The organism is Klebsiella sp. P1954 (genome assembly GCF_018199955.1).
Classification (GTDB): Bacteria; Pseudomonadota; Gammaproteobacteria; order Enterobacterales; family Enterobacteriaceae; genus Klebsiella; species Klebsiella pneumoniae.
The window spans coordinates 132992-158813 of the sequence record NZ_CP073373.1; the positions used below are offsets into that span (position 1 = coordinate 132992).

At 59.5% G+C, this 25822-nt stretch carries 25 protein-coding genes; 13 read left to right on the forward strand and 12 right to left on the reverse strand.

Translation table 11 applies throughout. The features are described 5' to 3' along the window. Positions 1-47 precede the first annotated feature (47 nt). The 7 genes from KB890_RS00680 (at position 48) to benD (ending at position 6300) form a co-directional block, all read left to right on the forward strand. Complete coding sequence (locus KB890_RS00680) at positions 48-1211, forward strand: muconate cycloisomerase family protein (protein ID WP_020324746.1); 1164 nt, start codon at positions 48-50, stop codon at positions 1209-1211. Positions 1212-1230: 19 nt separating this feature from the next. Next, positions 1231-1521, forward strand: coding sequence for a muconolactone Delta-isomerase (gene catC / locus KB890_RS00685; RefSeq protein ID WP_002906471.1), 291 nt, complete (start codon positions 1231-1233; stop codon positions 1519-1521). A gap of 66 nt (positions 1522-1587) precedes the next feature. Further along, positions 1588-2514, forward strand: coding sequence for a catechol 1,2-dioxygenase (gene catA, locus KB890_RS00690; RefSeq protein WP_004175986.1), 927 nt, complete (start codon positions 1588-1590; stop codon positions 2512-2514). 109 nt (positions 2515-2623) lie between these two features. Beyond that, positions 2624-4006, forward strand: coding sequence for a Rieske 2Fe-2S domain-containing protein (locus KB890_RS00695; protein ID WP_004175987.1), 1383 nt, complete (start codon positions 2624-2626; stop codon positions 4004-4006). Next, positions 4006-4491, forward strand: coding sequence for a benzoate 1,2-dioxygenase small subunit (gene benB, locus KB890_RS00700; RefSeq protein ID WP_004200052.1), 486 nt, complete (start codon positions 4006-4008; stop codon positions 4489-4491). The genes KB890_RS00695 and benB overlap by 1 nt, the downstream gene beginning before the upstream one ends. Before the next feature lie 9 nt (positions 4492-4500). Beyond that, a complete protein-coding gene (gene benC / locus KB890_RS00705; protein WP_020324740.1) occupies positions 4501-5517 on the forward strand; it encodes a benzoate 1,2-dioxygenase electron transfer component BenC in 1017 nt (338 codons plus the stop codon). Positions 5518-5526: 9 nt separating this feature from the next. Continuing rightward, positions 5527-6300 carry a benzoate diol dehydrogenase BenD gene (gene benD, locus KB890_RS00710; protein ID WP_004143751.1) on the forward strand — a complete coding sequence of 258 codons (774 nt, stop codon included), beginning with the start codon at positions 5527-5529 and terminating at the stop codon, positions 6298-6300. Here benD and yddG read toward each other — a convergent pair. After that, positions 6297-7175: an aromatic amino acid DMT transporter YddG gene (gene yddG / locus KB890_RS00715; RefSeq protein ID WP_020324775.1), complete on the reverse strand. Its 879-nt coding sequence runs from the start codon at positions 7173-7175 to the stop codon at positions 6297-6299. The two genes, benD and yddG, sit on opposite strands and share 4 nt — an antisense overlap. Before the next feature lie 225 nt (positions 7176-7400). Here yddG and fdnG point away from each other — a divergent pair, with 225 nt between their 5' ends. From fdnG to fdnI, 3 genes are read left to right on the forward strand one after another with little or no spacing between them, the layout of a single operon-like run. Then, positions 7401-10448 (forward strand): formate dehydrogenase-N subunit alpha, encoded by a 3048-nt coding sequence (gene fdnG / locus KB890_RS00720; RefSeq protein WP_086549527.1) that lies wholly within the window; start codon positions 7401-7403, stop codon positions 10446-10448. Between the two features lie 11 nt (positions 10449-10459). Beyond that, positions 10460-11344: a formate dehydrogenase subunit beta gene (fdxH, locus tag KB890_RS00725; RefSeq protein WP_004143747.1), complete on the forward strand. Its 885-nt coding sequence runs from the start codon at positions 10460-10462 to the stop codon at positions 11342-11344. Next, positions 11337-11993 (forward strand): formate dehydrogenase-N subunit gamma, encoded by a 657-nt coding sequence (gene fdnI, locus KB890_RS00730; RefSeq protein ID WP_002906457.1) that lies wholly within the window; start codon positions 11337-11339, stop codon positions 11991-11993. Before fdxH ends, fdnI begins: the two co-directional genes overlap by 8 nt. Before the next feature lie 52 nt (positions 11994-12045). On the opposite strand, the gene KB890_RS00735 is transcribed toward fdnI, so the two are convergent. From KB890_RS00735 to KB890_RS00750, 4 genes are all read right to left on the reverse strand, one after another. Continuing rightward, the gene (locus KB890_RS00735) at positions 12046-12372 is read right to left on the reverse strand and encodes a CcdB family protein (protein ID WP_020947744.1); all 327 of its coding nucleotides are present in this window, start codon (positions 12370-12372) and stop codon (positions 12046-12048) included. Then, the gene (locus KB890_RS00740) at positions 12369-12554 is read right to left on the reverse strand and encodes a hypothetical protein (protein ID WP_004175994.1); all 186 of its coding nucleotides are present in this window, start codon (positions 12552-12554) and stop codon (positions 12369-12371) included. The genes KB890_RS00735 and KB890_RS00740 overlap by 4 nt, the downstream gene beginning before the upstream one ends. Positions 12555-12732: 178 nt before the next feature. Next, complete coding sequence (ppk2, locus tag KB890_RS00745) at positions 12733-13551, reverse strand: polyphosphate kinase 2 (RefSeq protein ID WP_004180084.1); 819 nt, start codon at positions 13549-13551, stop codon at positions 12733-12735. A 67-nt stretch (positions 13552-13618) separates the two neighbouring features. Beyond that, on the reverse strand, positions 13619-14059 hold the full coding sequence (locus KB890_RS00750) for a VOC family protein (protein WP_002906451.1): 441 nt from the start codon (positions 14057-14059) through the stop codon (positions 13619-13621). A gap of 264 nt (positions 14060-14323) precedes the next feature. Here KB890_RS00750 and araJ point away from each other — a divergent pair, with 264 nt between their 5' ends. After that, complete coding sequence (gene araJ / locus KB890_RS00755; protein WP_020806253.1) at positions 14324-15478, forward strand: MFS transporter AraJ; 1155 nt, start codon at positions 14324-14326, stop codon at positions 15476-15478. Between the two features lie 6 nt (positions 15479-15484). Here araJ and KB890_RS00760 read toward each other — a convergent pair whose 3' ends face one another. The 7 genes from KB890_RS00760 to adhP all read right to left on the reverse strand — a co-directional run bounded on the left by KB890_RS00760 (position 15485) and on the right by adhP (position 23787). Continuing rightward, positions 15485-16576, reverse strand: a complete 1092-nt coding sequence (locus KB890_RS00760; protein WP_020324738.1) for an alkylhydroperoxidase domain protein — start codon at positions 16574-16576, stop codon at positions 15485-15487. Positions 16577-16585: 9 nt separating this feature from the next. Next, complete coding sequence (locus tag KB890_RS00765; RefSeq protein ID WP_020324769.1) at positions 16586-17572, reverse strand: putative FMN-dependent luciferase-like monooxygenase; 987 nt, start codon at positions 17570-17572, stop codon at positions 16586-16588. After that, entirely contained in the window at positions 17572-19188 is a 1617-nt protein-coding gene (locus tag KB890_RS00770; protein WP_020324739.1) for a dipeptide ABC transporter ATP-binding protein, read from the reverse strand. Before KB890_RS00770 ends, KB890_RS00765 begins: the two co-directional genes overlap by 1 nt. Beyond that, positions 19185-20033 (reverse strand): ABC transporter permease, encoded by an 849-nt coding sequence (locus KB890_RS00775; RefSeq protein WP_020324770.1) that lies wholly within the window; start codon positions 20031-20033, stop codon positions 19185-19187. Before KB890_RS00775 ends, KB890_RS00770 begins: the two co-directional genes overlap by 4 nt. Beyond that, positions 20030-20974, reverse strand: a complete 945-nt coding sequence (locus KB890_RS00780) for an ABC transporter permease (protein ID WP_002906228.1) — start codon at positions 20972-20974, stop codon at positions 20030-20032. The genes KB890_RS00775 and KB890_RS00780 overlap by 4 nt, the downstream gene beginning before the upstream one ends. A 10-nt stretch (positions 20975-20984) precedes the next feature. After that, a complete protein-coding gene (locus KB890_RS00785) occupies positions 20985-22607 on the reverse strand; it encodes a TIGR04028 family ABC transporter substrate-binding protein (RefSeq protein ID WP_020324741.1) in 1623 nt (540 codons plus the stop codon). Between the two features lie 169 nt (positions 22608-22776). After that, on the reverse strand, positions 22777-23787 hold the full coding sequence (gene adhP, locus KB890_RS00790) for an alcohol dehydrogenase AdhP (protein ID WP_002906221.1): 1011 nt from the start codon (positions 23785-23787) through the stop codon (positions 22777-22779). A 252-nt stretch (positions 23788-24039) separates the two neighbouring features. Between adhP and KB890_RS00795 the strand changes: the two genes are divergently transcribed. Together KB890_RS00795 and KB890_RS27780 are read left to right on the forward strand one after the other, a co-directional pair. Next, positions 24040-24639, forward strand: coding sequence for an inorganic diphosphatase (locus KB890_RS00795; protein ID WP_002906218.1), 600 nt, complete (start codon positions 24040-24042; stop codon positions 24637-24639). Between the two features lie 195 nt (positions 24640-24834). Continuing rightward, positions 24835-25788: a bifunctional helix-turn-helix transcriptional regulator/GNAT family N-acetyltransferase gene (locus KB890_RS27780; protein WP_004143731.1), complete on the forward strand. Its 954-nt coding sequence runs from the start codon at positions 24835-24837 to the stop codon at positions 25786-25788. Positions 25789-25822 lie beyond the last annotated feature (34 nt).

Consider the following 25822-nt stretch of genomic DNA (forward strand, 5'->3'; position numbering starts at 1 on the left):
ACCATCCGCCAGGCTGAACCCTATTGTCAATGGCACAGACCCCCGTTATGGATGTGGGTACAAAAAGTTATATATCTCATCAGGAACAGAAAATGACTGCCACCGTAGAGCAAATCGAGAGCTGGATTGTGGATGTCCCGACCATCCGGCCGCATAAATTGTCGATGACCACCATGGGCTGCCAGTCGCTGGTGACTGTGCGCCTTACCCGTTCCGACGGCATCTGCGGCATCGGCGAAGCCACCACCATCGGCGGCTTGAGCTATGGCGTTGAGAGCCCCGAGGCCATCTCGTCGGCGATCACCCATTATCTGACGCCGCTGTTGAAAGGGCAGTCGGCCGATAACCTGAATGCGCTGACCGCCCGTATGAACGGCGCCATTAAAGGCAACACCTTTGCGAAGTCCGCCATCGAAACTGCGCTGCTCGACGCCCGGGGCAAAGCCTTAGGTCTGCCGGTATCAGCCCTGCTCGGCGGCGCGCTGCAAACGGCGTTGCCGGTGCTGTGGACCTTAGCCAGCGGCGATACCGCGAAAGATATCGCTGAAGGAGAAAAACTGTTGGCCGAAGGCCGCCACCGGGCGTTCAAACTGAAGATCGGCGCGCGTGAACTCGCCACCGACCTGCGTCATACCCGCGCCATCGTTGAAGCGTTAGGCGACCGCGCCAGCATCCGTGTCGACGTCAACCAGGCCTGGGACGCTGCCACCGGCGCGAAAGGCTGCCGCGAACTGGCGGCGATGGGCGTCGATCTTATCGAACAGCCGGTCAGCGCCCACGATAATGCCGCCCTGGTGCGGCTAAGCCAGCAAATTGAAACCGCGATCCTCGCGGATGAAGCGGTCGCGACCGCTTACGATGGTTATCAGCTGGCGCAGCAGGGCTTTACCGGCGCTTACGCGCTGAAAATCGCCAAAGCCGGGGGGCCGAACAGCGTGCTGGCGCTGGCCCGCGTCGCGCAGGCGGCAGGGATTGGCCTGTACGGCGGCACCATGCTGGAAGGCACCGTAGGGACCGTGGCTTCTCTGCACGCCTGGTCGACGCTGCCGCTGCAGTGGGGTACCGAGATGTTCGGCCCGCTGTTGCTGAAAGACGATATTGTCAGCGTGCCGCTCACCTTTGCCGACGGTCAGGTGGCGCTGCCGCAAACGCCGGGCCTTGGCGTCGAGCTGGATGAAGACAAACTGCATTTTTATACCCGCCAGCCGTAGCGGGGAACAGGAGAAAAAAATGTTATTTAAAGTGGAGATGACCGTCAATATTCCGCCTGGCTTTCCCGCCAACGAGGCGGAGGAAATAAAACAACGCGAAAAAGCCTATTCGCAACAATTACAGCGGGAAGGCAAATGGCGACATATCTGGCGCGTTGCCGGCCTTTATGCCAACGTCAGTATTTTCGATGTTCAAGATGCCGAAGAATTGCATCAAATATTAATGGGATTGCCGCTATATCCTTTTATGGCGATAAAAGTGGAAGCCCTCTGTCGTCATCCGTCATCAATTCGCGATGACGATCGCTAATAATAATATCTGACCTCACGCCGGTATTACCGGCGTATACCCTGCAAAATATAAGAGAGAACCAGTATGAGTAATGTATTCGTACAACAACCAGCTATTCAGAAATTATTACGCGACAGTGCCGGATTAGATGTTGCCGGCGGCGATGAACGTTTTAAGGCGATTATTCATCGTCTGCTGGAAAATATCTGCACGCTCATCGACGACTATAACGTTACGGAAGAAGAGTTCTGGCACGCGGTAAACTATTTGCACGAGCTGGGCGGGCGCCAGGAGGCGGCGCTGCTGGCGGCGGGTCTGGGACTGGAGCATTTCCTCGATCTGCGCCAGGACGCCATCGACGCGGCAGCGCATCGGGAAACCGGCACCCCGCGCACCATCGAAGGGCCGCTGTACGTGGCTAATGCGCCGCTGGCCGAGGGTCACGCCCGCATGGATGATGGCGCCGACGCCGGAGAAGTGATGTGGCTGCACGGTGAAGTCAAAGACACCGAAGGTCGGCCAGTGGCCAACGCTATTGTTGATATCTGGCACGCCAACACCCTCGGAAATTATTCCTTCTTCGACCCAGGCCAGAGTGAGTACAACCTGCGCCGGCGGATCCGCACCGGCGCCGATGGCCGCTACAGCGTGCGCAGCATCATGCCCTCCGGCTACGGCTGCCCGCCGGATGGCCCAACCCAGAAACTGCTGGACAGACTGGGTCGCCACGGCAACCGTCCGGCGCACATTCACTTTTTCGTCTCCGCGCCGGGTCATAAACATCTGACCAGCCAGATTAACCTCAATGGCGATAAATACCTGTGGGACGATTTTGCCTTTGCCACCCGCGACGGCCTGATTGCCGATCCGGTAAAAGTGACCGACCGCGAGATCATCGCGCAGCGCAATCTTGAGGGAGAGCACACCGAGGTTTGTTTTGATTTCACCCTGTGTAAAGCGCTGAGCGCCGACGAAGAGCAGCGCGGGATCCGCGTGCGCGCCAAAGAGTAAGCGGCATTATCGGCCCCGGGCACGCTACTGCCCGGGCCAGATATTGCACTCGAAAACGAAGAATTCACCCTGTTTCTTTCATCCTGAATCCTGCAGGAGGGACCGACTCATGCAAAAAACGCTCTCGACGCTCAAAGACAAAATCAATAATGCCTTAGTTGTCGACCGTGAAAATCATATTTACCGCTGCCATCGCTCTATATTTACCGACCCGCAGCTGTTTGAATTTGAAATGAAGCATATTTTCGAAGGTAACTGGGTATTTCTCGCTCATGAAAGTCAAATTCCCCAGCCGGGTGATTATTATACCCTGACGCTGGGACGGCAGCCGGTTATTATTACCCGCGATAAAAAGAATGAGCTGCACGCGCTAATTAACAGCTGCGCCCACCGCGGCGCCATGTTATGTCGACGCAAAACCGGGAATAAAAATTCGTTTACCTGTCCGTTTCACGGCTGGACCTTCAGCAATAACGGCAAATTATTAAAAGCCAAAGATGAGAGCACCGGCGGCTATCCGCCGAGCTTTAAACAAGACGGCTCCCACGACCTGCAAAAATTGCCGCGTTTTCAGTCTTACCGCGGTTTCTTATTCGGTAGCCTCAAGGCCGACGTGCAGCCGCTGGAGGCCTATCTCGGAGAAACCTGCAAGATTATTGACCTGATCGTCGACCAGGCGCCGGAGGGGCTCGAGGTACTTAAGGGTTCGTCGAGCTATGTATATGAGGGCAACTGGAAACTGGGCGCGGAAAACGGCGCCGATGGCTATCACGTCAGCGTGGTCCACTGGAACTACGCCTCAACCATGTCACGCCGCAACTATGAAGCGGAAGGGACGCACGCGGTGGATGCCAACGGTTGGTCAAAAAGCCTCGGCGGCGGCTATGGATTTGATAACGGCCATATGCTGTTGTGGACCCGGGCGCTCAACCCGGAAGTGCGCCCGGTCTATGCCCACCGCGAACGGCTGCAGGCGGAATTTGGCGAACGCCGTGCCGACCAGATGGTCAACGAAACCCGCAACCTGTGCCTGTACCCCAATGTCTACCTGATGGATCAGTTCTCGACGCAAATCCGCGTAATCCGCCCCATTGCGGTGGATAAAACCGAAGTCACCATCTGGTGCTTTGCGCCGAAAGGGGAATCCGACCAGGCCAGAGCGCTGCGAATCCGCCAGTACGAGGATTTCTTTAACGTCAGTGGGATGGGGACGCCGGACGACCTCGAAGAGTTCAGCGCCTGTCAGCGCGGCTATCTCGGCGAAAATCTGCCATGGAGCGACCTCAGCCGCGGCGCGCTGCGCTGGGTCGATGGCGCGGATGAGCATGCGCAACATGCCGGCTTTTCGCCGCGGTTAAGCGGGGTGAAATCGGAGGACGAAGCGCTGTACATCGCCCATCACCACCACTGGCAGACGCTGATGCTGGCGGCCATTGAACAGGAACAACAGCGTTACGACCAGTCCATTACCCAGCGCGTGGAGGTGGCCTGATGCTTAACCTCGAACAGGTTCGCCAGTTTCTCTACTACGAAGCCCGTCTGCTGGACGATCGTCAGTGGGACGAATGGCTCAGCTGCTACAGCCCGCAGGTGGTCTACTGGATGCCGGCGTGGGGCGACGATGACCAGCTGACCCGCGACCCGCAAAAAGAGATTTCGCTTATCTACTACCCCAACCGCGAAGGGCTGGAGGATCGCGTCTACCGCATTAAAACCGAGCGCTCCGGGGCCAGCACGCCAGAGCCGCGGACCACCCATATCATCAGCAACGTTGAGCTGATGGGCGAAAGCGACGAGGGTCTGGAGGTGCGTTACAGCTGGGTCACCTGGAGCCATCGCTATCAGCACACGGATGCCTATTTTGGCTCTACCTGCTGCACGCTAATTGAGCAGGACGGCAGGCCGCAGATCGTCCGTAAAACTGTGCGCCTGAATAACGACTATATCCGTCAGGTGATTGACGTTTACCACATTTAAGAGGCGCTTATGACCTTCAATATTGCTCTTAATTTTGAGGACGGCGTAACCCGTTTTATTCAGTGCAATGCCGGAGAGAAAGTCCTGGATGCCGCCTATCGCCAGAAGGTGAATCTGCCGATGGACTGCTCGGACGGCGTTTGCGGTACCTGCAAATGCCACTGCGCCAGCGGTGAGTACGACCTGGGTGAAGATTATCTCGACGAGGCGTTAAGCGACGACGAAGCGCAGGCCCGTCAGGTGCTGACCTGTCAGATGGTCCCGACCAGCGACTGCGTGATCGATGTGCCGGTGGCCGCCGCGCAGTGTAAAACCGCGCTGACCAACACCGGGGCGCAGGTACGGCAGGTGAATTTACTGTCCGATACCGCCATCGAACTGGTGGTCGCCCTCGATGAGCCGCTGGCCTTCCTGCCGGGGCAGTACGTCAACATTCAGGTGCCGGGCACGCCTCATGTCCGCGCCTACTCATTTAGCTCGCAACCGGGTTCCCTCGAAGGGCGTTTTCTGATCCGTAACGTGCCTGGCGGGATGATGAGCCAGTGGTTAACCCAGCGGGCGCGGCCCGGCGATCGTCTTACCCTCAGCGGCCCGATGGGCAGCTTCTATCTGCGCCACGGCGAACGTCCGCTGCTGATGCTTGCCGGCGGTACCGGCCTGGCGCCGCTGCTCTCCATGCTCCATACCCTGCAGACACAGGGCAGACAGCGTCCGGTGATGCTGCTGTACGGTGTTACACGTGACTGCGATCTGGTGAAAACCGACGCGCTGGATACCTTTACTCAACAGTTGACGGGGTATCGTTGGCTACCGGTGGTGGCCGATGAAAACAGCACTTGCCCGCAGCGCGGCTTTGTCACCGACCATCTCGACGACGCGATGCTGAACAACGGCGACGTGGACATCTATCTCTGCGGCCCGCCGCCGATGGTTAACGCGGTTGCCACGGCGTTGCGCGACCGCGGGATCACCCCGGCGGGGTTCTGGTATGAGAAATTTATCGCCAGCCAGAGCGCGGCGGCATAAGGAGACAAAATGCGTTTTACCGATAAAGTCGTCGTCATCACCGGCGCGGCGCAGGGCATTGGCCGCCAGACGGCGGAGCAGGCGGCTGCAGAAGGCGCGGCTCTGCTGCTCATCGATCGCTCGTCATACGTCCATGAGCTGGCGGCGACGCTGGCGCAATCCGGCTGTCTGGTGCTGGCGCTGGAGGCGGATCTGGAAGCGTGGGAAAGTACCGAGCAGGCGTTTGCCGCCGGGGTCGCTCATTTTGGCCGTATCGACGTGCTGATCAACAACGTTGGGGGCACCATCTGGGCGCGCCCCTTTGCCGAATACCAGCCGGAGCAGATTGAGAAAGAGATCCGCCGCTCGCTGTTCCCCACGCTGTGGGGCTGCCGCGCGGCGCTGCCATGGATGCTGAAGCAGGGCAAAGGCAGCATCGTCAACATTTCATCGGTGGCGACGGCGGGAGTGAATCGGGTGCCGTACTCGGCGGCGAAAGGCGGCGTTAACGCGCTGACCCGGTCGATTGCCATGGAGTACAGCGGTAGCGGTATTCGGATTAACGCCGTGGCCCCGGGCGGGACCGAGGCGCCGCCGCGCCTGACGCCGCGTAACGAAGAGCAGCCGAGCGAGCAGGAAAAGGCGTGGTATCAGCAGGTCGTCGATCAGACGGTGGCGAGCAGTCTGCTGCACCGGTACGGCACGCTGGCGGAACAGGCGAATGCGATCCTGTTTCTCGCCAGCGATGAGGCCAGCTATATCACCGGCGTGACGCTGCCGGTAGCCGGAGGCGATCTCGGCTAACGGCGGGTGGCGTACCAGCAGAGCAGGGAGCCGAGACATACCATCCCGGCCCCCTGCCAGAAGGACCACGACAGGGTCGCACTCAGCAGGATCGCCGCCAGCGCAGAGGAGAGCACCGGCGTGAAGTAGGAGGCCGCCGCCAGCAGGCTGACGTTGCCGTGCAGGATGCCAACGTTCCACGCCGCGTAGGCCAGCCCCAGCGCCACGGAGACCGTCATCAGCTTAATGACCACCGGCCAGCTAAACAGCATCGGCGGCTGGTCGCTGGCGAGAAATTTCAGCCATAGCGTCAGGGCGGTTAACAGGACGAACAGCGTAATGGCGTTTTTACCGCGGGCATATTTGGCCGTCACCGTGCAGTAGGCGGCCCAGATAAACGCCCCGACAAAGGCCAGCAGATAGCTAAGCGGGCTGGAAATGACGTTACTGATAATCTCATCGGGCTGTAGCCCATGCTCACCGCCCAACACCCAGCCAACGCCCAGCAGGGCGAGAATCAGGCCGGGGATCACCAGCCAGCTGCTTTTCTGGCCATTAAAGAGAATGGCGAATAAAATCGTCAGGCTGGGCCACAGGTAATTGACCATCCCCACCTCAATGGCCTGCTGGCGGTTGGCGGCATAGCCCAGCGACAGCGCGAGGCAGATTTCATAGCTGACAAACAGCACGCTGCCCGCCAGCAGATAGCGACGCGGGATCTGGCGCAGGTTGGGAAAGCCGACGGTAAAGATCAGCAGCAGGCCGCTAAGGCTGTAAATCATCGCCGCGCCGCCGACCGCTCCCAGTCCTTCGCTGACGCCGCGAATCAATCCGACCATCGTGCTCCATAAGATAATGGCGGCGAAGCCGATCGTCGTGGCTCTCTTTTTCTCCATGCTTTTCCTGATGGTTACGCAAATGCAGCCGGCATATATATCATCTTTTTATCGGTGAGGGGCGAAATTTTCCGCCGTTGCTAACCCTTAGGGATTAGCGAAAATGGCCAGGGCTGGCGATTAAGGGGGCGAAGGTTTTCCTCCTTGATTTGACGCAAATTTTCCCGGGATTTTGCTGTTAGTTTCCTCCGCGCGATGAATCAACATCCTGCATGGAGGAATGCAATGGACGTCAGCCGCAGAAAGTTCTTTAAGATCTGCGCAGGCGGTATGGCCGGAACTACCGCCGCCGCCCTGGGCTTTGCCCCTAAAATGGCGCTGGCTCAGGCACGCAATTTCAAATTGCTGCGTGCGAAAGAGATCCGCAACACCTGCACTTACTGCTCCGTGGGCTGCGGGCTATTAATGTATAGCCTCGGCGACGGTGCGAAAAACGCCAAAGAAGCGATCTACCATATCGAAGGGGACCCGGACCATCCGGTGAGCCGCGGCGCGCTGTGCCCGAAAGGGGCAGGCCTGCTGGACTATGTCCACAGCGAAAACCGTCTGCGTTATCCGCAATACCGCGCCCCGGGCTCGGATAAATGGCAGCGCATCTCGTGGGATGAAGCCTTTAACCGCATCGCCCGACTGATGAAAGCCGACCGCGACGCCAACTTTATTGAAAAGAATGAACAGGGCGTGACGGTTAACCGCTGGCTTTCCACCGGCATGCTGTGCGCCTCGGCGGCAAGCAATGAGACCGGCATGCTAACGCAGAAGTTTGTGCGATCGCTGGGTATGCTGGCGGTAGACAACCAGGCGCGCGTCTGACACGGACCAACGGTAGCAAGTCTTGCTCCAACATTTGGTCGCGGTGCTATGACCAACCACTGGGTGGATATCAAAAACGCCAACGTCGTGGTGGTGATGGGCGGTAACGCCGCCGAAGCCCATCCGGTGGGTTTCCGCTGGGCGATGGAGGCGAAAAACAATAACGACGCCACGCTGATCGTCGTCGACCCGCGCTTTACGCGCACCGCGTCGGTGGCCGATATCTATGCGCCGATTCGTTCCGGTACCGACATTACCTTCCTGTCGGGCGTGCTGCTGTACCTGATCGAAAACAATAAGATCAATGCCGAGTACGTTAAGCATTACACCAATGCCAGCCTGCTGGTGCGGGATGATTTTGCCTTCGAAGAGGGGCTGTTCAGCGGCTACGATGCGGAAAAACGCCAGTACGATAAATCGTCCTGGAACTACCAGTTCGATGAAAACGGCTACGCCAAACGCGATGAAACGCTCACCCACCCGCGCTGCGTGTGGAATCTGCTGAAGCAGCACGTTTCCCGCTACACGCCGGAAGTGGTGGAGAATATCTGCGGTACGCCGAAAGCGGACTTCCTTAAAGTGTGCGACGTGCTGGCCTCAACCAGCGCCGCGGACCGCACCACCACCTTCCTGTATGCCCTGGGCTGGACGCAGCACACCGTCGGCGCGCAGAACATCCGCACCATGGCGATGATCCAGCTGCTGCTCGGCAATATGGGCATGGCCGGCGGCGGCGTCAACGCCCTGCGCGGCCACTCTAATATTCAGGGGCTGACCGATTTGGGCCTGCTGTCGACCAGTCTGCCGGGCTATTTGACGCTGCCATCGGACAAACAGACCGATCTGCATAGCTACCTCAGCGCCAACACGCCGAAGGCGACCCTGCCCGAGCAGGTGAACTACTGGAGCAACTACCCGAAATTCTTCGTTAGCCTGATGAAATCCTTCTACGGCGAGGCGGCGCAAAAAGAGAACGACTGGGGCTTTGAGTGGTTACCGAAGTGGGACCAGGCTTACGACGTTATCAAATACTTCAACATGATGGATAACGGCAACGTCACCGGCTATATCTGCCAGGGCTTTAACCCGGTTGCCTCCTTCCCGGACAAAAACAAAGTGGTTCGCAGCCTCAGCAAGCTGAAATATATGGTGGTTATCGACCCGCTGGTGACCGAAACCTCGACCTTCTGGCAGAACCACGGCGAGTCTAATGATGTCGACCCGTCGGCGATTCAGACCGAAGTCTTCCGTCTGCCGTCGACCTGCTTTGCCGAAGAGGACGGTTCGATCGCCAACTCCGGCCGCTGGCTGCAGTGGCACTGGAAAGGTCAGGATGCCCCAGGTGAAGCGCGCAATGATGGCGAAATCCTTGCCGGGATTTACCATCGCCTGCGCGAACTGTACCGCACCGAAGGCGGGAAGGGCGCGGAACCCCTGCTGAAGATGAGCTGGCGCTACAAGCAGCCGGACCATCCGGAATCGGAAGAGGTGGCAAAAGAGAACAACGGCTACGCGCTGGCGGATCTCTACGATCAAAATGGCACTTTGCTGGCGAAAAAAGGCCAACTGCTCAATAGCTTCGCGCTGCTGCGCGATGACGGCAGCACCGCGTCGTCTTGCTGGATCTATACCGGCAGCTGGACCGAGCAGGGTAACCAGATGGCGAATCGTGATAACGCCGATCCTTCGGGCCTGGGCAATACGCTGGGATGGGCTTGGGCGTGGCCGCTCAATCGTCGGGTGCTGTACAACCGCGCTTCGGCCGATATCAACGGCAAGCCCTGGGATGCGAAGCGGATGCTGATCCAGTGGAACGGCAGCAAGTGGGTCGGGAATGATATTCCGGACTTCAATACCGCGCCGCCAGGGAGCAAAACCGGGCCGTTTATCATGCAGCAGGAGGGGCTGGGTCGCCTGTTTGCGCTCGATAAACTGGCGGAAGGGCCGTTCCCGGAGCACTACGAGCCGATGGAAACCCCGCTTGGCACTAACCCGCTGCACCCGAAGGTGGTCTCCAGCCCGGTGGTGCGGTTGTATGAAGAGGACGCCATTCGCTTAGGTAAGAAGGATAAATTCCCGTATGTCGGGACCACCTATCGTCTGACCGAGCATTTCCACACCTGGACCAAGCATGCGTTGCTCAATTCCATCGCGCAGCCGGAACAGTTTGTCGAAATCAGCGAAGGGCTGGCGAAAAGCAAAGGTATCGCTAACGGCGATTGGGTGAAAGTCAGCAGCAAGCGCGGCTTCATTCGCGCGGTTGCCGTGGTGACCCGCCGACTGCGCACGCTGAACGTCAACGGCCAGCAGGTGGAGACCGTCGGGATCCCGCTGCACTGGGGTTTTGAAGGCGTGGCCCGCAAAGGCTACATCGCCAACACCCTGACGCCTAACGTTGGCGATTCCAACTCGCAAACGCCGGAATACAAGGCGTTCCTGGTCAACATCGAGAAAGCGTAAGGAGCGATTCAATGGCGATGGAAACCCAAGACATTATTAAACGCTCCGCGACCAACCCGATCACCCCCGCGCCGCGCGCGCGGGACTATAAAGCGGAAGTCGCCAAGCTTATCGATGTCTCCTCCTGCGTGGGCTGTAAAGCCTGCCAGGTGGCCTGTTCCGAGTGGAATGACATCCGCGATGACGTGGGGCACTGCGTCGGGGTGTACGACAACCCGGCGGATCTCAGCGCCAAATCCTGGACGGTAATGCGTTTTAGCGAGACCGAACAGAACGGCAAACTGGAGTGGCTTATCCGCAAGGATGGCTGTATGCACTGCGCAGAGCCGGGCTGCCTGAAGGCCTGCCCGTCCGCCGGGGCGATTATTCAGTACGCCAACGGCATCGTCGATTTCCAGCAGGAAAACTGCATCGGCTGCGGCTACTGCATTGCGGGGTGTCCGTTTAACGTCCCGCGCCTCAATAAAGAGGATAACCGGGTCTATAAATGCACCCTGTGCGTGGATCGGGTCAGCGTCGGCCAGGAGCCGGCCTGCGTGAAAACCTGTCCTACCGGCGCGATCCACTTCGGTACGAAGAAAGAGATGCTGGAGGTGGCCGAGGAGCGGGTGGCTAAGCTTAAAAAACGCGGTTATGCCAACGCCGGGATTTACAACCCGCCGGGCGTCGGCGGCACCCACGTGATGTACGTCCTGCATCATGCCGACCAGCCGGAGCTGTATCACAAGCTGCCGAAGGAACCGCAGATCGATACCAGTATCAGTCTGTGGAAGGGGGCGCTGAAACCGCTGGCGGCGGCGGGCTTTATCGCCACCTTCGCCGGGCTGATTTACCACTACATCGGTATCGGGCCGAACAAGGAAGTTGACGACGACGAGGAGAAGCATGATGAGTAAATCGAAGATGATTGTGCGCACGACGTTTATCGATCGCGCCTGTCACTGGACGGTGGTTATCTGTTTCTTCCTCGTGGCGCTGTCGGGAATATCGTTCTTCTTTCCGACACTACAGTGGCTAACGGAAACCTTCGGCACGCCGCAGATGGGGCGTATTCTGCACCCGTTCTTTGGGGTGCTGATTTTTGTCGCGCTGATGTTTATGTTCGTGCGCTTTGTCCACCACAACATCCCTGATAAACAGGATATTCCGTGGCTGAAAGGCATCGTCGAGGTGCTGAAAGGCAACGAGCATAAGGTGGCGCGCGTCGGTAAGTATAACGCCGGGCAGAAGATGATGTTCTGGACCATCATGAGCATGATTTTCGTGCTGCTGGTGACCGGGGTGATTATCTGGCGCCCATATTTTGCGGAATATTTCCCGATGCAGGTGATTCGCTATAGCCTTCTGATTCACGCAACATCGGCCATCATTCTGATCCACGCCATCCTTATCCATATGTATATGGCGTTCTGGGTGAAGGGGTCGATTAAGGGAATGATTGAAGGCAAGGTGAGCCGCCGCTGGGCGAAGAAACACCACCCGCGCTGGTATCGCGATGTCGAACGCCTGGAGGCGATGAAAGAGAGTCGTGAAGGGATGAAGTAAGCCTTCACGGCGCGAAACCCGCTCCGAGGATGTCGGAGCGGGTTCCCGGCAGTCAGCAGTTCGTGATAAGTGTATCGATTGAATCGATAACGCCCTGGCGCGCATGACTCAGATTGCAGACGAAATCCTGTGGCGGGATCCGTTTATTATTTAAGTTACTGATCATTGGCGTACAAAGTAAAAAGCTGTCAAATTCTATATTTATCCTTGGTACGACATGCTGATGCCAGCGTGGTAACTGTTGTGGTCGCATTAAAGGAATAATGACTCTCGTGGCCAGGTCTGCATAATAATCATTCTGCACGATCATATAATATGGCAGGGTTTTATTTGTCTGAGCAGAACAATTTCGATAAACATTGAATTGTTCAAGCATCATAGCACCCTGAAAAATTCATCATCAGTAAGAGTGCCTCCTTTTGCAATAAATTCATTCATTGCGGCAATGAATTCCTTGTGCTGTCGCTGTTTATCTGCTTCTCGTAAATCCTTACCTGGCTGTTCTGACGCCTTCTGGACGGGTACGTCAGTGGGTCTTTTACGTAGCGTATTACTTTTCATCATAGGCTCCTTGCGGTTGGTTCTGTGATTATTTACTTTACCCACTAAAAAATAAATACCAGCAGTAAGTTTAATATTTATTTTGCGAAGCAGCTTCCAGAGGGAAGTAACAGCCTGAAATATTCATGGTTATAGTAATAAACCTGGCGCTGGCATTAACCAGCGCGACGGGAAATAATCAAAACTTCTCCGGAATGAAGCGGAAAGGAAAATTAGTCTGTTTCATTTTGCCAATTTTGCGCTTCGGCAGCGTCACAGGCTCCACCGGTAAAGCTTCATAGGGGATCTGCGACAGCAGATGGGTGATGATATTCAGACGCACGCGCTTTTTATCCTCCGAGCGGGCGACGAACCACGGCGCCCAGGCGGTATCGGTGGCGGCGAACATGGCGTCGCGGGCAGCAGTATATTCATCCCAGCGGTTGAAAGACTTAATGTCCATCGGCGAGAGCTTCCAGATTTTACGCCCGTCGTCGATGCGATCCCGCAGACGGCGCTCCTGCTCCTGCGGAGAGACCTCCAGCCAGTACTTGAGCAGAATAATGCCCGATTCGACCATGCCGCGCTCCACCATCGGCGCGCCGTCGAGGAACTTCTGCACCTCCTCCGGCGTACAAAAGCCCATCACCCGTTCGACGCCGGCGCGGTTGTACCAGCTGCGATCGAAAATCACGATTTCGCCGGCCGCCGGGAGATGCTTGATATAGCGCTGAAAGTAGAGCTGGCTTTTTTCGCGCTCGGTGGGCGAGGGTAAGGCGACGACCCGGAAGATACGCGGGCTGACGCGCTCGGTGATGGCCTTAATGGTGCCGCCTTTCCCGGCGCCGTCCCGGCCTTCAAAGACAATGCACACTTTCAGTCCTTTGTGTACCACCCAGCGCTGCAGTTTCACCAGCTCAACGTGGAGTTTGCGCAGCGCTTTCTCGTACGCTTTGTTGTCGAGCGGCGCGATTTTTGCCGCCGTGTCGACCGGATTACCGCTTTTCTTGTTGCCCATCGCCATGCTCCGTGTTGCCGAGGTATCCCTTTGAAGTGTAATCCTCCCCCGGCGAGGCGGTGGAAAATTATTCACCGGGTTTTCCCGCCAGGATGACTTCCAGTCCCACCCGCTGCCCCCACGACAGCTCCAGGGTGTTACCGTCCGGGTCGGCAAAGAAAGCGAAATAGCCCACCGGATCGCCCAGCTGCTCCGGCTCCCGGCGTAAAACACCTTCCCGCCGTGCGAGGGCCACTTTCTCATCGATCTCGGCCTGGGTGGCGCAGGCGACGCCGAGATGGCCGAACGGTCCCAGCGGCGTATCGGCCGGATCGTCACTTTGCACCAGCACCAGGGCGAAAGGCCGGGTGCGGTCGCTGAGCCATGCCACTTTCCGCGCCGAGGGGAGGTCGGGCTCGCGCTGGTGAATGACGGTCATCGCGGTATAGCGGGTATAAAAATCGATGCTGCTGGCCAGACAGCGGACGGTAAAGGCGACATGAGTAAAACCGACATCAACACTTTGCATGGATAATTCTCCCAAGGTGAACGATGATTTGACTTTGCAACCTCAAGTTAACTTGAGATCAATGAGGTATTTATCTCTTTGAGCCCACTGATTTTGATAGGGGATTGTTACTGCGAAACCACGCCGCCGGTATGCCACGCGGCTGGGGAACATGAACGAATCAGGCTGTTGTATGGAGGAAACTGCCGTCGGGCGTTTTTAGCTGGTGTGTCGGGGCGGGATGGTAAATAATGCCGGCCGGCTCTCAATACCCCTATAAGATGTATGAAAAAAACGATTTTTTCACTGGCGCTGGGCACCTTTGGACTTGGCATGGCGGAGTTTGGCATTATGGGCGTGCTGCCGGATATGGCGCACGATGTCGGAATATCCATACCCGCCGCCGGCAATATGATTGCCTGGTATGCCTTCGGCGTGGTGATCGGCGCGCCGATCATGGCGCTGCTCTCCAGCCGGTTTTCCCTGAAATCGGTGATGCTGTTCCTGGCTGGCCTGTGTATTCTCGGCAATACCCTGTTTACCTTCTCCAGTAGCTACGCCATGCTGGCGCTTGGCCGGCTGGTTTCCGGGTTTCCCCACGGGGCGTTCTTTGGCGTCGGCGCGATTATCCTGTCGAAAATCGCGCCGCCGGGGAAGGTGACCGCCGCGGTGGCGGGGATGATTGGCGGCATGACGATCGCTAACCTGGTGGGCGTCCCGGGCGGCACCTGGCTTGGGCATCACTTCAGCTGGCGCTATACCTTTGCGCTTATCGCGGTATTTAACGTGGCGGTATTTCTGGCGATCTTCTGCTGGGTGCCCACGCTTTATGACCGGGCCAGCACGCGGCTGCGCGAGCAGTTCCGTTTTCTTGCCTCCCCGGCGCCGTGGCTGATTTTCGCCGCCACCATGTTCGGTAACGCCGGCGTGTTTGCCTGGTTCAGCTATATCAAGCCCTTTATGCTCAATGTATCCGGCTTTGCTGAAAGCAAGATGATGCTGATTATGATGCTGGCGGGGCTGGGAATGGTGGTCGGCAATCTGTTCAGCGGCAAAATTTCCGGGCGCTACAGCCCGCTGCGCATTGCGGCCATGACCGACGGGGTCATTGCCGTGACGCTGCTGCTGATCTTTGTCTTCGGTGAACAGAAAGTCGCTTCGCTGGCGCTGGCGTTTCTCTGCTGCGCCGGGCTGTTTGCTCTGTCGGCGCCGCTGCAGATCCTGCTGCTGCAGAACGCCAAAGGCGGCGAGATGCTGGGGGCGGCCGGGGGACAGATCGCCTTTAACCTCGGCAGCGCCATCGGCGCCTTCTGCGGCGGAATGATGATCGCCCAGGGCTTTGGCTGGAACAGCGTGGCGCTCCCCGCCGCCGCGCTGTCGTTTCTGGCGATGAGCGCCTTGCTCATCTATGGCTGTCATCAGCGGCGACAAGCTTACTAACGACGCCTACTCACGCCAGGGTTCGCCCAGGGTCAGCATCAGGCGGTTGGCCCAGGCGAAAAAGGCCGCGGACTGCAGCAGATCCAGCTGGGCCAGAGTATCTAAGCCCTGCTCATCAAGCGCCGCCAGATGATCGGCGTTTAACGCGGGTGGCGTCACTGATAGCGCGGCGGCGGCGTCGATTTCCGCCTGCCAGCGCGGCGATTGCCCGTCGCGTAGATCCTCTCCCGGCGTCACCGCCAGCAGCGTGTCGACGGCGGTCTCGTCCTTCGCCAGCTGCGCCGCTTTGCGGGCATGCACCGAGGCGCAGTAGATACAGCCGTTGATTTTACTGGCGACCGTGGCGGCCAGCTCGCGTTCGGCGCGCGGCAATCCTCCCGCGGTATAGAAAATGCCCCTATCGGTCAGGGTCCGCTGCTCCAGCACCGGCTGGTTGCGCGCCAGCAGGCGAAAGTAGGGGGAGTCGCTATGGCCATATTTGGCCAGAATCGCCTGTTCTTCAGCGTTGAATTCCGCCAGCGGTTTATCGGCCAGCCAGGGTTCCCAGTGCAGCTCGTCGCGGGTGAAGCGAACCGGGGCCGCTTTGCCGCTCTGCGCGTACGGGGTGGTATGCCAGTATCCGGCGACCAGCGGCGTATCTGCGCTGACGATGGGCTTATGGTTGAGCGCCCGCAGGCCCAGCAGCAGTCGGCTCTGGAAGCTGACAAAGGCTACCAGCTGCGCCAGGGTGACGATGCCCCGCAGGCTCCAGCCCGCGCCGGTTAAGGTGTGCAGCGCGCCGGGAGTGGCTTCAACGGGGGTGAAGGTGAGCAGGCGGGCAAAGGCCAGCGCCGGGACCAGACGATCGGTGGTCGGATCGGCGAGGCCGAAACCGGCATAGTGCGCCGCCAGCGCGTCCGCCTGGTGCAGTTTTGCCACCTTCGCGGCCACCGCGAAGCGTTCATCAAGAGGAAAGTCAGCGTCCTGCTGGCGGAACAGCACTTCATAACTTCCCTGGGCGTGACGGGTGGCGGCATCGCGGACGGCGCGCGCCTGATCGAGCGGGGAACCGGGGGTAATCTCCGCCAGTTCTGCCAGAATATCCTGACTCAGCGTCATGGGGACTCCTTATCTGATGTGGGGGGCAATATGCTGAGCAATCAGCTCAATGGAACGCAGCGTATCCCGGTGCGAAGGCTCGACCGAGTGCACCTGAAACGAAATATCGGTGGCGCGGGCCAGCACGCTGTCCTGCGCCAGGGAGGCAATAACATGCTCAGGATCGCCAACGTGGGCATCCAGCTGTTGCAGATAGTCGGTGACACTGTCACCTTCTATCGTATGACCCGCCGCCCGGTGCTGAGTCGCCTGCTTGCGCAGACCGGGCTCGGCGACCTGCAGGGCGTGGGCGTGACTGTCGGCGACGAAGGCGGTGCGCGAGGCGAGGATCCGCGGCGCAACGCCGTCCGGCAGCGCTGACAGGTAGGCGTCGATGATCGGGTTCTGAATGGCGTCCAGCGGCAGGCGTGGCTCGCCGGGCGGCCGTGGCTGAGTGCGGGACAGCATCAACCCGTGTCCCGCCTGACCGGCGCGGATAGCGCCCTCCGCCGAGAAGGTGGCGATCCAGATACGCTCCGCCAGCTGCGGCGCCGGCGGATAGAGACGGTTGTCCGGGTGGCTCAGCGTGTCGCCGCGCCAGGCGCTATGGATCAGGTGCAGATGGTCGGCAAACACCGCCCCGCGCTGCTCGCTGGTCAGGCCGAAGGGCAGAAATGACGTTGGCGTGCCGCCGGAGCCAAAACCCACCTCCAGACGTCCGTCGGTGAGTAAATCCAGTACCGCTGCGTCTTCGGCGACGCGCAGCGGATTTTCCATCGGCAGAGTGATAATCGCCGTGCCGAGACGGATCCGGTCGGTCTGTGCCGCGACGTGGGCGAGAAACACCAGCGGTGAAGGCAGGCCGCCTTCCTGTTCATGAAAATGGTGCTGGGCAATCCATGCGCTGTCGAAGCCCAAACGCTCCGCGTGGCGGATCTGTTCGGCCGCCAGCCGGTAGCGCGTTTGCGCGGAGCCCTGATCGAGCAGACGGGTAAAAAAACCGAGGCGTTTAGGCATTATGCGTTCTCCGTGTGGGCCTGTGCTAAGCGGGAGGAAACCTGGGGAATGGCGGCGATCAGTTCGCGGGTGTAGGCCTGCTGTGGGGCGGCGAACAGGCGGTTTACGTCGCCATGCTCCACCACCTGGCCGGCGCGCAGCACCGTGACGCTGTCGGCGATCCGCCTGACCGTCGCCAGATCGTGGGTAATGAACAGGTAGCTCAGACCCAGCTGCTGCTGTAGCTGCTGCAGCAGGGCGAGGATCTGCGCCTGCACGGTGACGTCGAGCGCCGAAGTCGCTTCGTCAAGGACCAGTATCGCCGGCTCGAGGATCAGCGCCCGGGCAATCGCCACCCGCTGGCGCTGGCCGCCGGAAAGCTCCCGCGGCGTACGCGACAGCAGCTCGGGGGCCAGGGCCACCCGGGCGGCAACGCTCTCCACACGCTGGCGACGCGTCGCCGCGCTGAGGCGCTCAAAGTTTTTTAACGGCTCTTCGATAATCGCAAACAGCGTCTGGCGCGGGTCGAGCGAAGCGAAGGGGTTCTGGTAGACAAACTGGATCTTGCGCCGCAGCTGACGCTGTGCCTCGCGGCTGAGATGCCCGGCGTCGATACCGTCGATGATGACCTGTCCGGCGTCGGCGCGCTCAAAGCCCAGCAGGATCCGCGCCAGGGTGGTTTTCCCGGAGCCGGATTCGCCCACCAGCGCATGGGTGCTGCCGCGTCTGACCTCAAAGCTGACGCTGTCGAGCGCCTGCAGCGCCTGTTTGCCCAGCGAGAAGCGTTTGCTGATCCCCTCCACGCGAATGGCCGGCGTGGCCAGCGGCCGGTGACGCGCCGCCGTTAGCCTCAACGGCGCATCCTGCAGGTCGTGGAGCAGCTGGCGGGTGTAAGGATGCTGTGGACGCTGGACAATCGTCTCGGTGGCGCCTTGTTCCTGAATCTCTCCCTGGCGAAACACCATGATCCGGTCGGCGCGTTCGGCGGCCAGCGCCAGATCGTGGGTGACAAACAGCACGGCGGTACCCGACTCGCGACGCAGGATATCGAGCAGGTCGAGAATGCGCTTCTGCACCGTGACGTCGAGGGCGCTGGTGGGCTCGTCAGCAATAATCAGATCCGGCTGCAGGGCAATGGCGATGGCTATCAGCACCCGCTGTTTCATCCCGCCAGACAGCTGATGTGGATACTGGTCAAAACGCTGTTCCGGGTGGCTGAGACCGACTTTAGCGAGCAGGTTAAGAACCTGCTGTCGACGCTCAGCGGCGGAGAGGGACTGATGCAGCCGCAGGATCTCTTCCACCTGCTGACCAATGGTTTTTACCGGGTTGAGCGAATTACCGGGATCCTGCGGGACCAGGCTGATGCTCACTCCGCGCAGGCGGTTCAGGCGTTTATCCGACCAGTCGCTAATCACTTCGCCATTGAGGACAATCCGCCCGGCATCCCGGCGGGCATTATCCGCCAGCAGGCCGATAATGGCCTGCGCGGTGGTGGTTTTCCCCGAGCCGGATTCTCCGACGAAGGCCAGCATTTCGCCGCGCTGGATGGAAAAGCTGATGTTGTGCACCACCTCGCGCCATTCGCCCCGCGAGCGGTAGCTGATGCGCAGATCTTCAACGGACAAAACGGTCATGGGCGTACTCCACTCCACTGGCGGCTAAGACGATTGGCGGCAAGGACCACGGCGACCACGGCGAGGCCGGGGAAGGTGGTCAGCCACCAGGCGGTTGACAGGTAGTTGCGACCTTCGGCGATCAATAATCCCCACTCCGGGACCGGCGGCGGTGTGCCGTAGCCGAGGAAGCTGAGGGTGGCCAGGGCCAACATCGCCTGTCCGAACTGCAGCGTCGCGAAAGCAAGCACCGCAGTGAGCGAGTTGGGCAGAATATGGCGCCAGAAGACGGCGAAAAAAGTGCCACCGCTGCCCCGGGCCGCCTCGACGTAATCGCTGTGGCGCACGCGCACCACTTCTGCTCGCGCCAGGCGCGCGAAGCTGGCGATAGCCGCGACGCCAACCGCCACCGCCGCATTTACCGTGCCGAAACCCAGCAGAATAATCACCGTGAGCTGCAGCAGCAGGGAGGGGATAGCCAGCAGGACATCGACCAGGCGCATGATGGTGGATTCCACGCGTCCGGCCAGCGCCCCGGCGAGGGTGCCAAGGGCGGTACCCACCACCAGGCCGATGGCGACGGCGATCAGCGCCGCCGACAGGGAATGCACCGCGCCGTAAACCACCCGCGTCCACAGGTCGCGCCCCAGCTGGTCAGTACCCAGCCAGTAGTGCGCCTGCGGCGCCAGGCGCTGAGCGCCGGGGATCCCCTCCAGCGGGTTAGAGGAGGTAAACCACTGTGGGGCAATGGCCATTAACAGGGCGGCGATCATCACCGCCCACGCCAGCCACAGGCCAGGCTGCAGGCGCACTCTACGCCACTCCGGGCGGCGGCGAACCGCGATGGTATAGTCGACCAGGCTCATTTCGCACCTCCGGTCTGTAAATGGAGTCGGGGGTCCAGTCGCGGCATGACCAGGTCGACCAGCAGGTTGATCAGGACGAAACCGAGGGCGGAGATCATCACCACCGCCTGTAGTACGGCGATATCCTGGTTATTGACCGCCTGCTGGGTCAGCTGGCCGAGGCCGCTGCGGCCGAAGACGGTCTCGGTGATCAGCGCCCCGGCAATCAGTTCGCCGAGCAGCAGCCCGGCAATATTCAGCGCCGGCAGCAGGGCATTCCCCATCACATGGCGCCAGAGGACGCCCGTTTCGCTCATGCCCTTGGCGCGGGCGACCGCGACGAAGGGCTGAACCGCCACCTGATCCATGCTGCGCATCAGGATCTGCGCCAGTGGGGCGGAAATGGGCAGTGCGACGGCGATAACCGGTAAAATCAGTCCTTCCAGTGGGCCGGGGTTGATTACCGGGATCCAGCGCAACTGAAACGAGAAGAGCTGGATCAGGGCGATACCCAACCAAAAGGTAGGTAGAGAGATAAACAGCACCGGTAGCGACTGCAGAAAATTGCTCAGCCAGCGCAGCCCCGGCAGCCGCGAGGCGAAAGCGAGGGCGAACGCCAGCGCCACCGCCAGCAGGAAGGCCGGCAGCGCGAGGCTTAAGGTATCCGGCAGGTTGCTGGCAATCAGACTGCTGACCGCCAGACCCGCCTGCAGGGAATAGCCGAAGTCGCCGTGCAGCATCGCCAGCAGCGTGTGCAGGTACTGGCGCCACAGCGGGCTATCGGCGCCGTAGGCCAGCCGCATCTCCGCAATTTGCGCCGGGCTCAGGCCGAGGTCCGGGTTCTGAAACTTGATCAGCACCGCATCCCCCGGCAGGACCTGCAGCAGGAAAAAGGTGAGGGTAAAGGCCGCCCACAGGACCAGCAGCCCCTGGCCGAATCGTCGCAGAAGATAAGCGCTCATAACCGGCCTCTTAGTGCTTGTCCAGCCACGCGCCGTAGAACGACGGACGACCGACGGCCTCGAAGCTGACGCCTTTGACCCACGGCGCGCCGGCGAACACCTGCGGCTCTTCGAAAATAGGGATCACATAGGCGTTATCGATCAGATAGCGCTGGGCGTCGCCGGTTAACTGCAAGCGCTGCTGCGGCTCTACCGCCGCGGAGATACCGGTCAGCAGGTCATTGAGCTTATCATCGCGGAAGCGCTGCACTTTATCGCTGGAGCCGCCTTTCTGCAGCAGCGCATCGCGGTTGTTGGGGAAGAACATACTTTTCACCACATCCGGGTCGGCGCGCCCCACTTCTGAGACGGTGAGCGGGGTTTTCTGCGGGTCGAGGTTATCCAGCGTACGGCTACCGGCATCCCCGGCTTTGACCGTCAACGCCACACCCACCTGGCTCCACTGCTGGGCGATCAGCTGCAGCACTTCCTTATTTTGCGGCTGCGGCAGCGACTCATAGACGGTCAGCGCCAGCCGCTGACCGTCTTTGCTGCGAATACCGTCGGCGGCGGGCTTCCAGCCGGCGTCATCCAGCAACTGCCGGGTTTTGGCCTGGTCGAAGGTGAGTTTATCGCTGAGATTGACATAGCCGGCGGCAGAGCTGGCCAGCACGGAGGTGGCTTGCGGGTAGTTAGCGGAGAACAGCGTCTCCACCACCTGCCTGGCGTTGGTGGCATGGAGCAGGGCCTGACGCACCCGCAGGTCGGCGACCAGTGGGTTATCCGGGCGGAAGCTCAGGCTGTCGTTGACCCCGCGGGTAGGGGCAGCGTAGATCTTAAATCCCTGATCGGTAGCTTGCTTTTCATCGTAGGCCTGCACCTGGCGAATAAAGCCCGCCTGACCTGCCAGCAGCGCGCCGATACGCACGCTGTCTTCCGGCGTCACAATATAGGTGATGCCGTCGAGGTTAGCGGGCCCCTGCTGGGCAATGTTTTTCGGCCCCCACTGGTAATCCTTGCGCGCCACCAGCGTCAGCTCGCGGCCTGGTTTTTCATCCTGCACGACGAAGGGGCCGGAGCCGATAATATGTCGGGCATCGCCCAGCTCTTCAAAATTACGCTGCAGGGTGCTGAGAGATACCAGACCGGAGCCGATGGTGGCGGTTCCCTGCAGGAAGCCCGGCGACGGCTTGTTGAAGTAGAATTTTACCGTCAGCGGGTCGATCACTTCGCTGCGCTGGTAGTTATTGATGACCTCTGAGACGGGCAGGCGATGGGCTTTATCTCCCAGACCATAGGTATCGAAGTTTTTGGCGACGGCGGCGGCGTCCAGTGGTGTGCCATCTGAGAAGGTGACCCCTTTGCGCAGGTGGAAGGTGTACTCGGTTTTATCGGCATTGCTGGTCCAGCTCTCGGCGATCCACGGCTCAATCTCCAGCGTTTTCGGGTTCTGCCAGGTGAGCTTGTCGGTTATCTGATTGAGAATCCCGCCATTCGGGTAAAAGCCGCCGGCGGGCGGATAGAGATTGGTGTGCGGTTGCTGCTCCAGATAAATTAAGGTGCCGCCTTTAACCGGCGTGTCGGCGGCCCAGACGGAAAAGGCGCCGGTGAGAAACAGCGCGGCCAGCGCGGGCAGGCGAAAATGACGATGCATGGTGAATTCCTTTGTTATCTATTGTGTTGCCATCATCGGGCGCGGCTAAAAACAAAGGAACCAAGGAATTGCGCTAAGCATTTGCGGAAATTGCATTTACTTCCCGGGTTGGGAAGCGAGAGGACGTGCCAGGGGGATCGCCTCTCCCGGACGGGAGAGGCGCGGGTGATTAGCTACGCAGATCGATAACCATACGGCCGCGGATCTGACCTTGCTCCATCTCTTTGAAGATAGCGTTGATATCTTCCAGCGGACGCAGGGTGACTTTCGGCACTACTTTGCCTTCGGCGGCAAACTGGAAGGCTTCCACCAGATCCTGACGGGTGCCGACCAGCGAACCGACCACCTCGATGCCGTCCAGCACCAGACGCGGAATATCGAGGCTCATCGCCTCCGGCGGCAGGCCCACCGCGACCACGCGGCCACCGGCGCGAACGGCATCCACCGCCGAGTTAAAGGCCGCTTTGGCCACCGCGGTTACTACCGCAGCGTGGGCGCCGCCGGTTTTTTCCTGAATCACTTTCGCCGCATCTTCATTGCGGGAGTTGATGGTCAGGTCGGCGCCCATCGAGGCCGCCAGCTCCAGCTGTCCGTCGTTGACGTCGATAGCGATCACTTTGGCGTTAAAGACATTCTTCGCATACTGCAGCGCGAGGTTACCCAACCCGCCGAGGCCGTAGATGGCGATCCACTGGCCCGGTTTGATGTGGGAGACCTTGACCGCTTTGTAGGTGGTGACGCCCGCGCAGGTGATGCTGCTGGCGGCGGCGGAGTCGAGGCCGTCCGGAACTTTTACCGCGTAGTTGGCGGTGACGATGCACTCTTCCGCCATGCCGCCATCGACGGTATAGCCGGCGTTTTTCACCGAGCGGCAGAGCGTCTCGTTGCCGCTGTTACAGTAATCGCAGTGGCCGCAGCCTTCGAAGAACCACGCCACGCTGGCGCGGTCGCCCGGCTTCAGGGAGGTGACGCCCGGGCCGACTTTTTGTACCACCCCGATCCCTTCATGGCCGAGAATGACGCCGGTTTTATCGCCAAAATCGCCGTTTTTCACGTGCAGGTCAGTATGACACACGCCGCAGCATTCCATTTTCAACAGCGCTTCGCCGTATTCCAGCGGGCGCAGCGTTTTTTCCGTGACGTTAACCTGATGGTCGTGGGTAACAACAGCTGCCTTCATGCCTGTCTCCTTGTGGGGGAATTGATTAACTTAATTAATGCAATAGTACCCAATAAGGATTAGACGCTGAGCGGTAAAATACAAGGCGCTTAGTACAGAATGTGGCTTTTTGCTACAGAGATAGCACAAAATTCAGACAATATCGCTATATTTGGTAGGTAATAATATTGACGCTGAATGGTCATGTTTTTGTCATCACTCGAATCTATTGTTTTGCGCATCAATTTCTTATAACAACAGAGTGATACAACAATGCATCTGGTAAAAACCATCCTCACCGCCGGTCTGCTTTTGTCCGCCGCCGCCCAGGCCCACAATGTGCTGGAATTTCCCCAGCCGGAAAACAACCCGGAAGAATTTTACGCCGTCACTGAGATCCCGACGGGCGGGATCATTAAGTACGAAACCGATGCTAAAACGGGGTTTATCGTCGCCGACCGCTTTCAGTCGATGCCGGTGGCCTACCCGGCGAACTACGGCTCGCTGACCCAGTCGCTGGCCGGGGATGGCGACCCGCTGGACGTGGTGTTTTATACCCGCGCGCCGATGGCCCCGGGCACGCTGATTAAGCTGCGGGCAATTGGTGTGCTGAAGATGATAGACGGCGGTGAGAAAGACGACAAAATCATCGCCGTACCGGCCAGTAAAATTGACCCGACCTACGACGACATCAAGACCATCTCCGATCTGCCGAAAATAGAACAGCAGCGGCTGGAGGCCTTCTTCCGGGTCTATAAAGAACTGCCGGAGGGGCGTAAAAAGGTCGAGCTGGCCGGCTTTAATGACGCCGCGGCCGCGAAGCAGGAGATCAAATCGGCCTGGGAGGCCTGGAAGGCGAAGAACCCGCAATAATATTCATCGCGGGCGCTGTCCGGCGCCCGCGGCATTCGCTTTCACGATCCCTGTGGCGGCAAAATCACACGTCACACGTCACACGTCACACGTCACACGTCACACGACAACGCTTATCCCACCATATTGCATCTTGACGCAGGATGAAGGTGATGGTTGTATTGTACAACCATTTCATTTTCTGGACCCGCCGCTATGCCTGATACCCCCTTAATCCAACAGATTCGTACCGCCTCGCGGTTAATGGTGCGCGAGCTGGGCTTTATGAGCACCACGCTGGCCGCCACCCATTATTCACCTTCGGCGGTGCACACCCTGCTTGAGGTATCGATGAGGGGGGAGATGACGGCCGCGCAGCTGGTCACGTTGCTGGGACTGGAAAAATCAAGCGTCAGCCGGATGGTCTCTCGTCTGCTGGCGGCTGGTGAGCTGGAGGAGCGTCCTTGCGCGGAGGATGCGCGCGCGAAATCACTCGCCCTGACGGCAAAGGGGCACGATACGGTGGCGAAAATTAACGCCTGGGGTACCCGTCAGGTGGTGGAGGCGTTAGACCATCTGGATGAGACGCAGCAGCAAACTGTCGCCACTGGACTGGCGGCCTATGCCCGGGCGCTGGCGCAGTGTCGGGATAGCGCGCTCGCGGATACGGCTCCGCAAATTTCGCTGATGACCGGCTACCAGCCGGGGATGATCGGCCGGATAGCCCAGATGCACGGGGAGTATTACGCCCGTCATCATGACTTTGGCGCTTTTTTTGAAGGCAAGGTCGCCAGCGGCGTAGCGGAATTTGCCACCCGGCTCTCCTCCCCGGCCAACCAGATCTGGCTGGCGATCCGCGAAGGGAAAATCGTCGGCTCGCTGGCTATCGATGGCGAGGACCTCGGCCAGCAGGAGGCGCATTTGCGCTGGTTCATTCTCGATGACAGCTGCCGGGGAACCGGCATTGGCAGGCGGCTCCTCAGCGAGGCGATGGCTTTCTGCGATAGTCGCCAGTTTAGCGCGGTGCAGCTGTGGACCTTTAAAGGGCTGGACGCGGCCCGCAAACTGTATGAATCCTTTGGCTTCACGTTAATCCGCGAATGGCAGGGGGAGCAGTGGGGAAAGGTAATGACCGAGCAGCAGTTTACCCGGTCCGGAAACACCGGCTAAGGGTGTTGCGCCTTAGCCGGTGGGGGGACATGGA

What these genes read in the sequence shown, in the direction of transcription:
- KB890_RS00680 (WP_020324746.1), top strand. Translation starts at nt 48, where the DNA reads ATGGATGTGGGTACAAAAAGTTATATATCTCATCAGGAACAGAAAATG.
- catC (WP_002906471.1), top strand. Translation starts at nt 1,231, where the DNA reads ATGTTATTTAAAGTGGAGATGACCGTCAATATTCCGCCTGGCTTTCCC.
- catA (WP_004175986.1), top strand. Translation starts at nt 1,588, where the DNA reads ATGAGTAATGTATTCGTACAACAACCAGCTATTCAGAAATTATTACGC.
- KB890_RS00695 (WP_004175987.1), top strand. Translation starts at nt 2,624, where the DNA reads ATGCAAAAAACGCTCTCGACGCTCAAAGACAAAATCAATAATGCCTTA.
- benB (WP_004200052.1), top strand. Translation starts at nt 4,006, where the DNA reads ATGCTTAACCTCGAACAGGTTCGCCAGTTTCTCTACTACGAAGCCCGT.
- benC (WP_020324740.1), top strand. Translation starts at nt 4,501, where the DNA reads ATGACCTTCAATATTGCTCTTAATTTTGAGGACGGCGTAACCCGTTTT.
- benD (WP_004143751.1), top strand. Translation starts at nt 5,527, where the DNA reads ATGCGTTTTACCGATAAAGTCGTCGTCATCACCGGCGCGGCGCAGGGC.
- yddG (WP_020324775.1), bottom strand. Translation starts at nt 7,175, where the DNA reads ATGGAGAAAAAGAGAGCCACGACGATCGGCTTCGCCGCCATTATCTTA.
- fdxH (WP_004143747.1), top strand. Translation starts at nt 10,460, where the DNA reads ATGGCGATGGAAACCCAAGACATTATTAAACGCTCCGCGACCAACCCG.
- fdnI (WP_002906457.1), top strand. Translation starts at nt 11,337, where the DNA reads ATGAGTAAATCGAAGATGATTGTGCGCACGACGTTTATCGATCGCGCC.
- KB890_RS00735 (WP_020947744.1), bottom strand. Translation starts at nt 12,372, where the DNA reads ATGATGCTTGAACAATTCAATGTTTATCGAAATTGTTCTGCTCAGACA.
- KB890_RS00740 (WP_004175994.1), bottom strand. Translation starts at nt 12,554, where the DNA reads ATGAAAAGTAATACGCTACGTAAAAGACCCACTGACGTACCCGTCCAG.
- ppk2 (WP_004180084.1), bottom strand. Translation starts at nt 13,551, where the DNA reads ATGGGCAACAAGAAAAGCGGTAATCCGGTCGACACGGCGGCAAAAATC.
- KB890_RS00750 (WP_002906451.1), bottom strand. Translation starts at nt 14,059, where the DNA reads ATGCAAAGTGTTGATGTCGGTTTTACTCATGTCGCCTTTACCGTCCGC.
- araJ (WP_020806253.1), top strand. Translation starts at nt 14,324, where the DNA reads ATGAAAAAAACGATTTTTTCACTGGCGCTGGGCACCTTTGGACTTGGC.
- KB890_RS00760 (WP_020324738.1), bottom strand. Translation starts at nt 16,576, where the DNA reads ATGACGCTGAGTCAGGATATTCTGGCAGAACTGGCGGAGATTACCCCC.
- KB890_RS00765 (WP_020324769.1), bottom strand. Translation starts at nt 17,572, where the DNA reads ATGCCTAAACGCCTCGGTTTTTTTACCCGTCTGCTCGATCAGGGCTCC.
- KB890_RS00770 (WP_020324739.1), bottom strand. Translation starts at nt 19,188, where the DNA reads ATGACCGTTTTGTCCGTTGAAGATCTGCGCATCAGCTACCGCTCGCGG.
- KB890_RS00775 (WP_020324770.1), bottom strand. Translation starts at nt 20,033, where the DNA reads ATGAGCCTGGTCGACTATACCATCGCGGTTCGCCGCCGCCCGGAGTGG.
- KB890_RS00780 (WP_002906228.1), bottom strand. Translation starts at nt 20,974, where the DNA reads ATGAGCGCTTATCTTCTGCGACGATTCGGCCAGGGGCTGCTGGTCCTG.
- KB890_RS00785 (WP_020324741.1), bottom strand. Translation starts at nt 22,607, where the DNA reads ATGCATCGTCATTTTCGCCTGCCCGCGCTGGCCGCGCTGTTTCTCACC.
- adhP (WP_002906221.1), bottom strand. Translation starts at nt 23,787, where the DNA reads ATGAAGGCAGCTGTTGTTACCCACGACCATCAGGTTAACGTCACGGAA.
- KB890_RS00795 (WP_002906218.1), top strand. Translation starts at nt 24,040, where the DNA reads ATGCATCTGGTAAAAACCATCCTCACCGCCGGTCTGCTTTTGTCCGCC.
- KB890_RS27780 (WP_004143731.1), top strand. Translation starts at nt 24,835, where the DNA reads ATGCCTGATACCCCCTTAATCCAACAGATTCGTACCGCCTCGCGGTTA.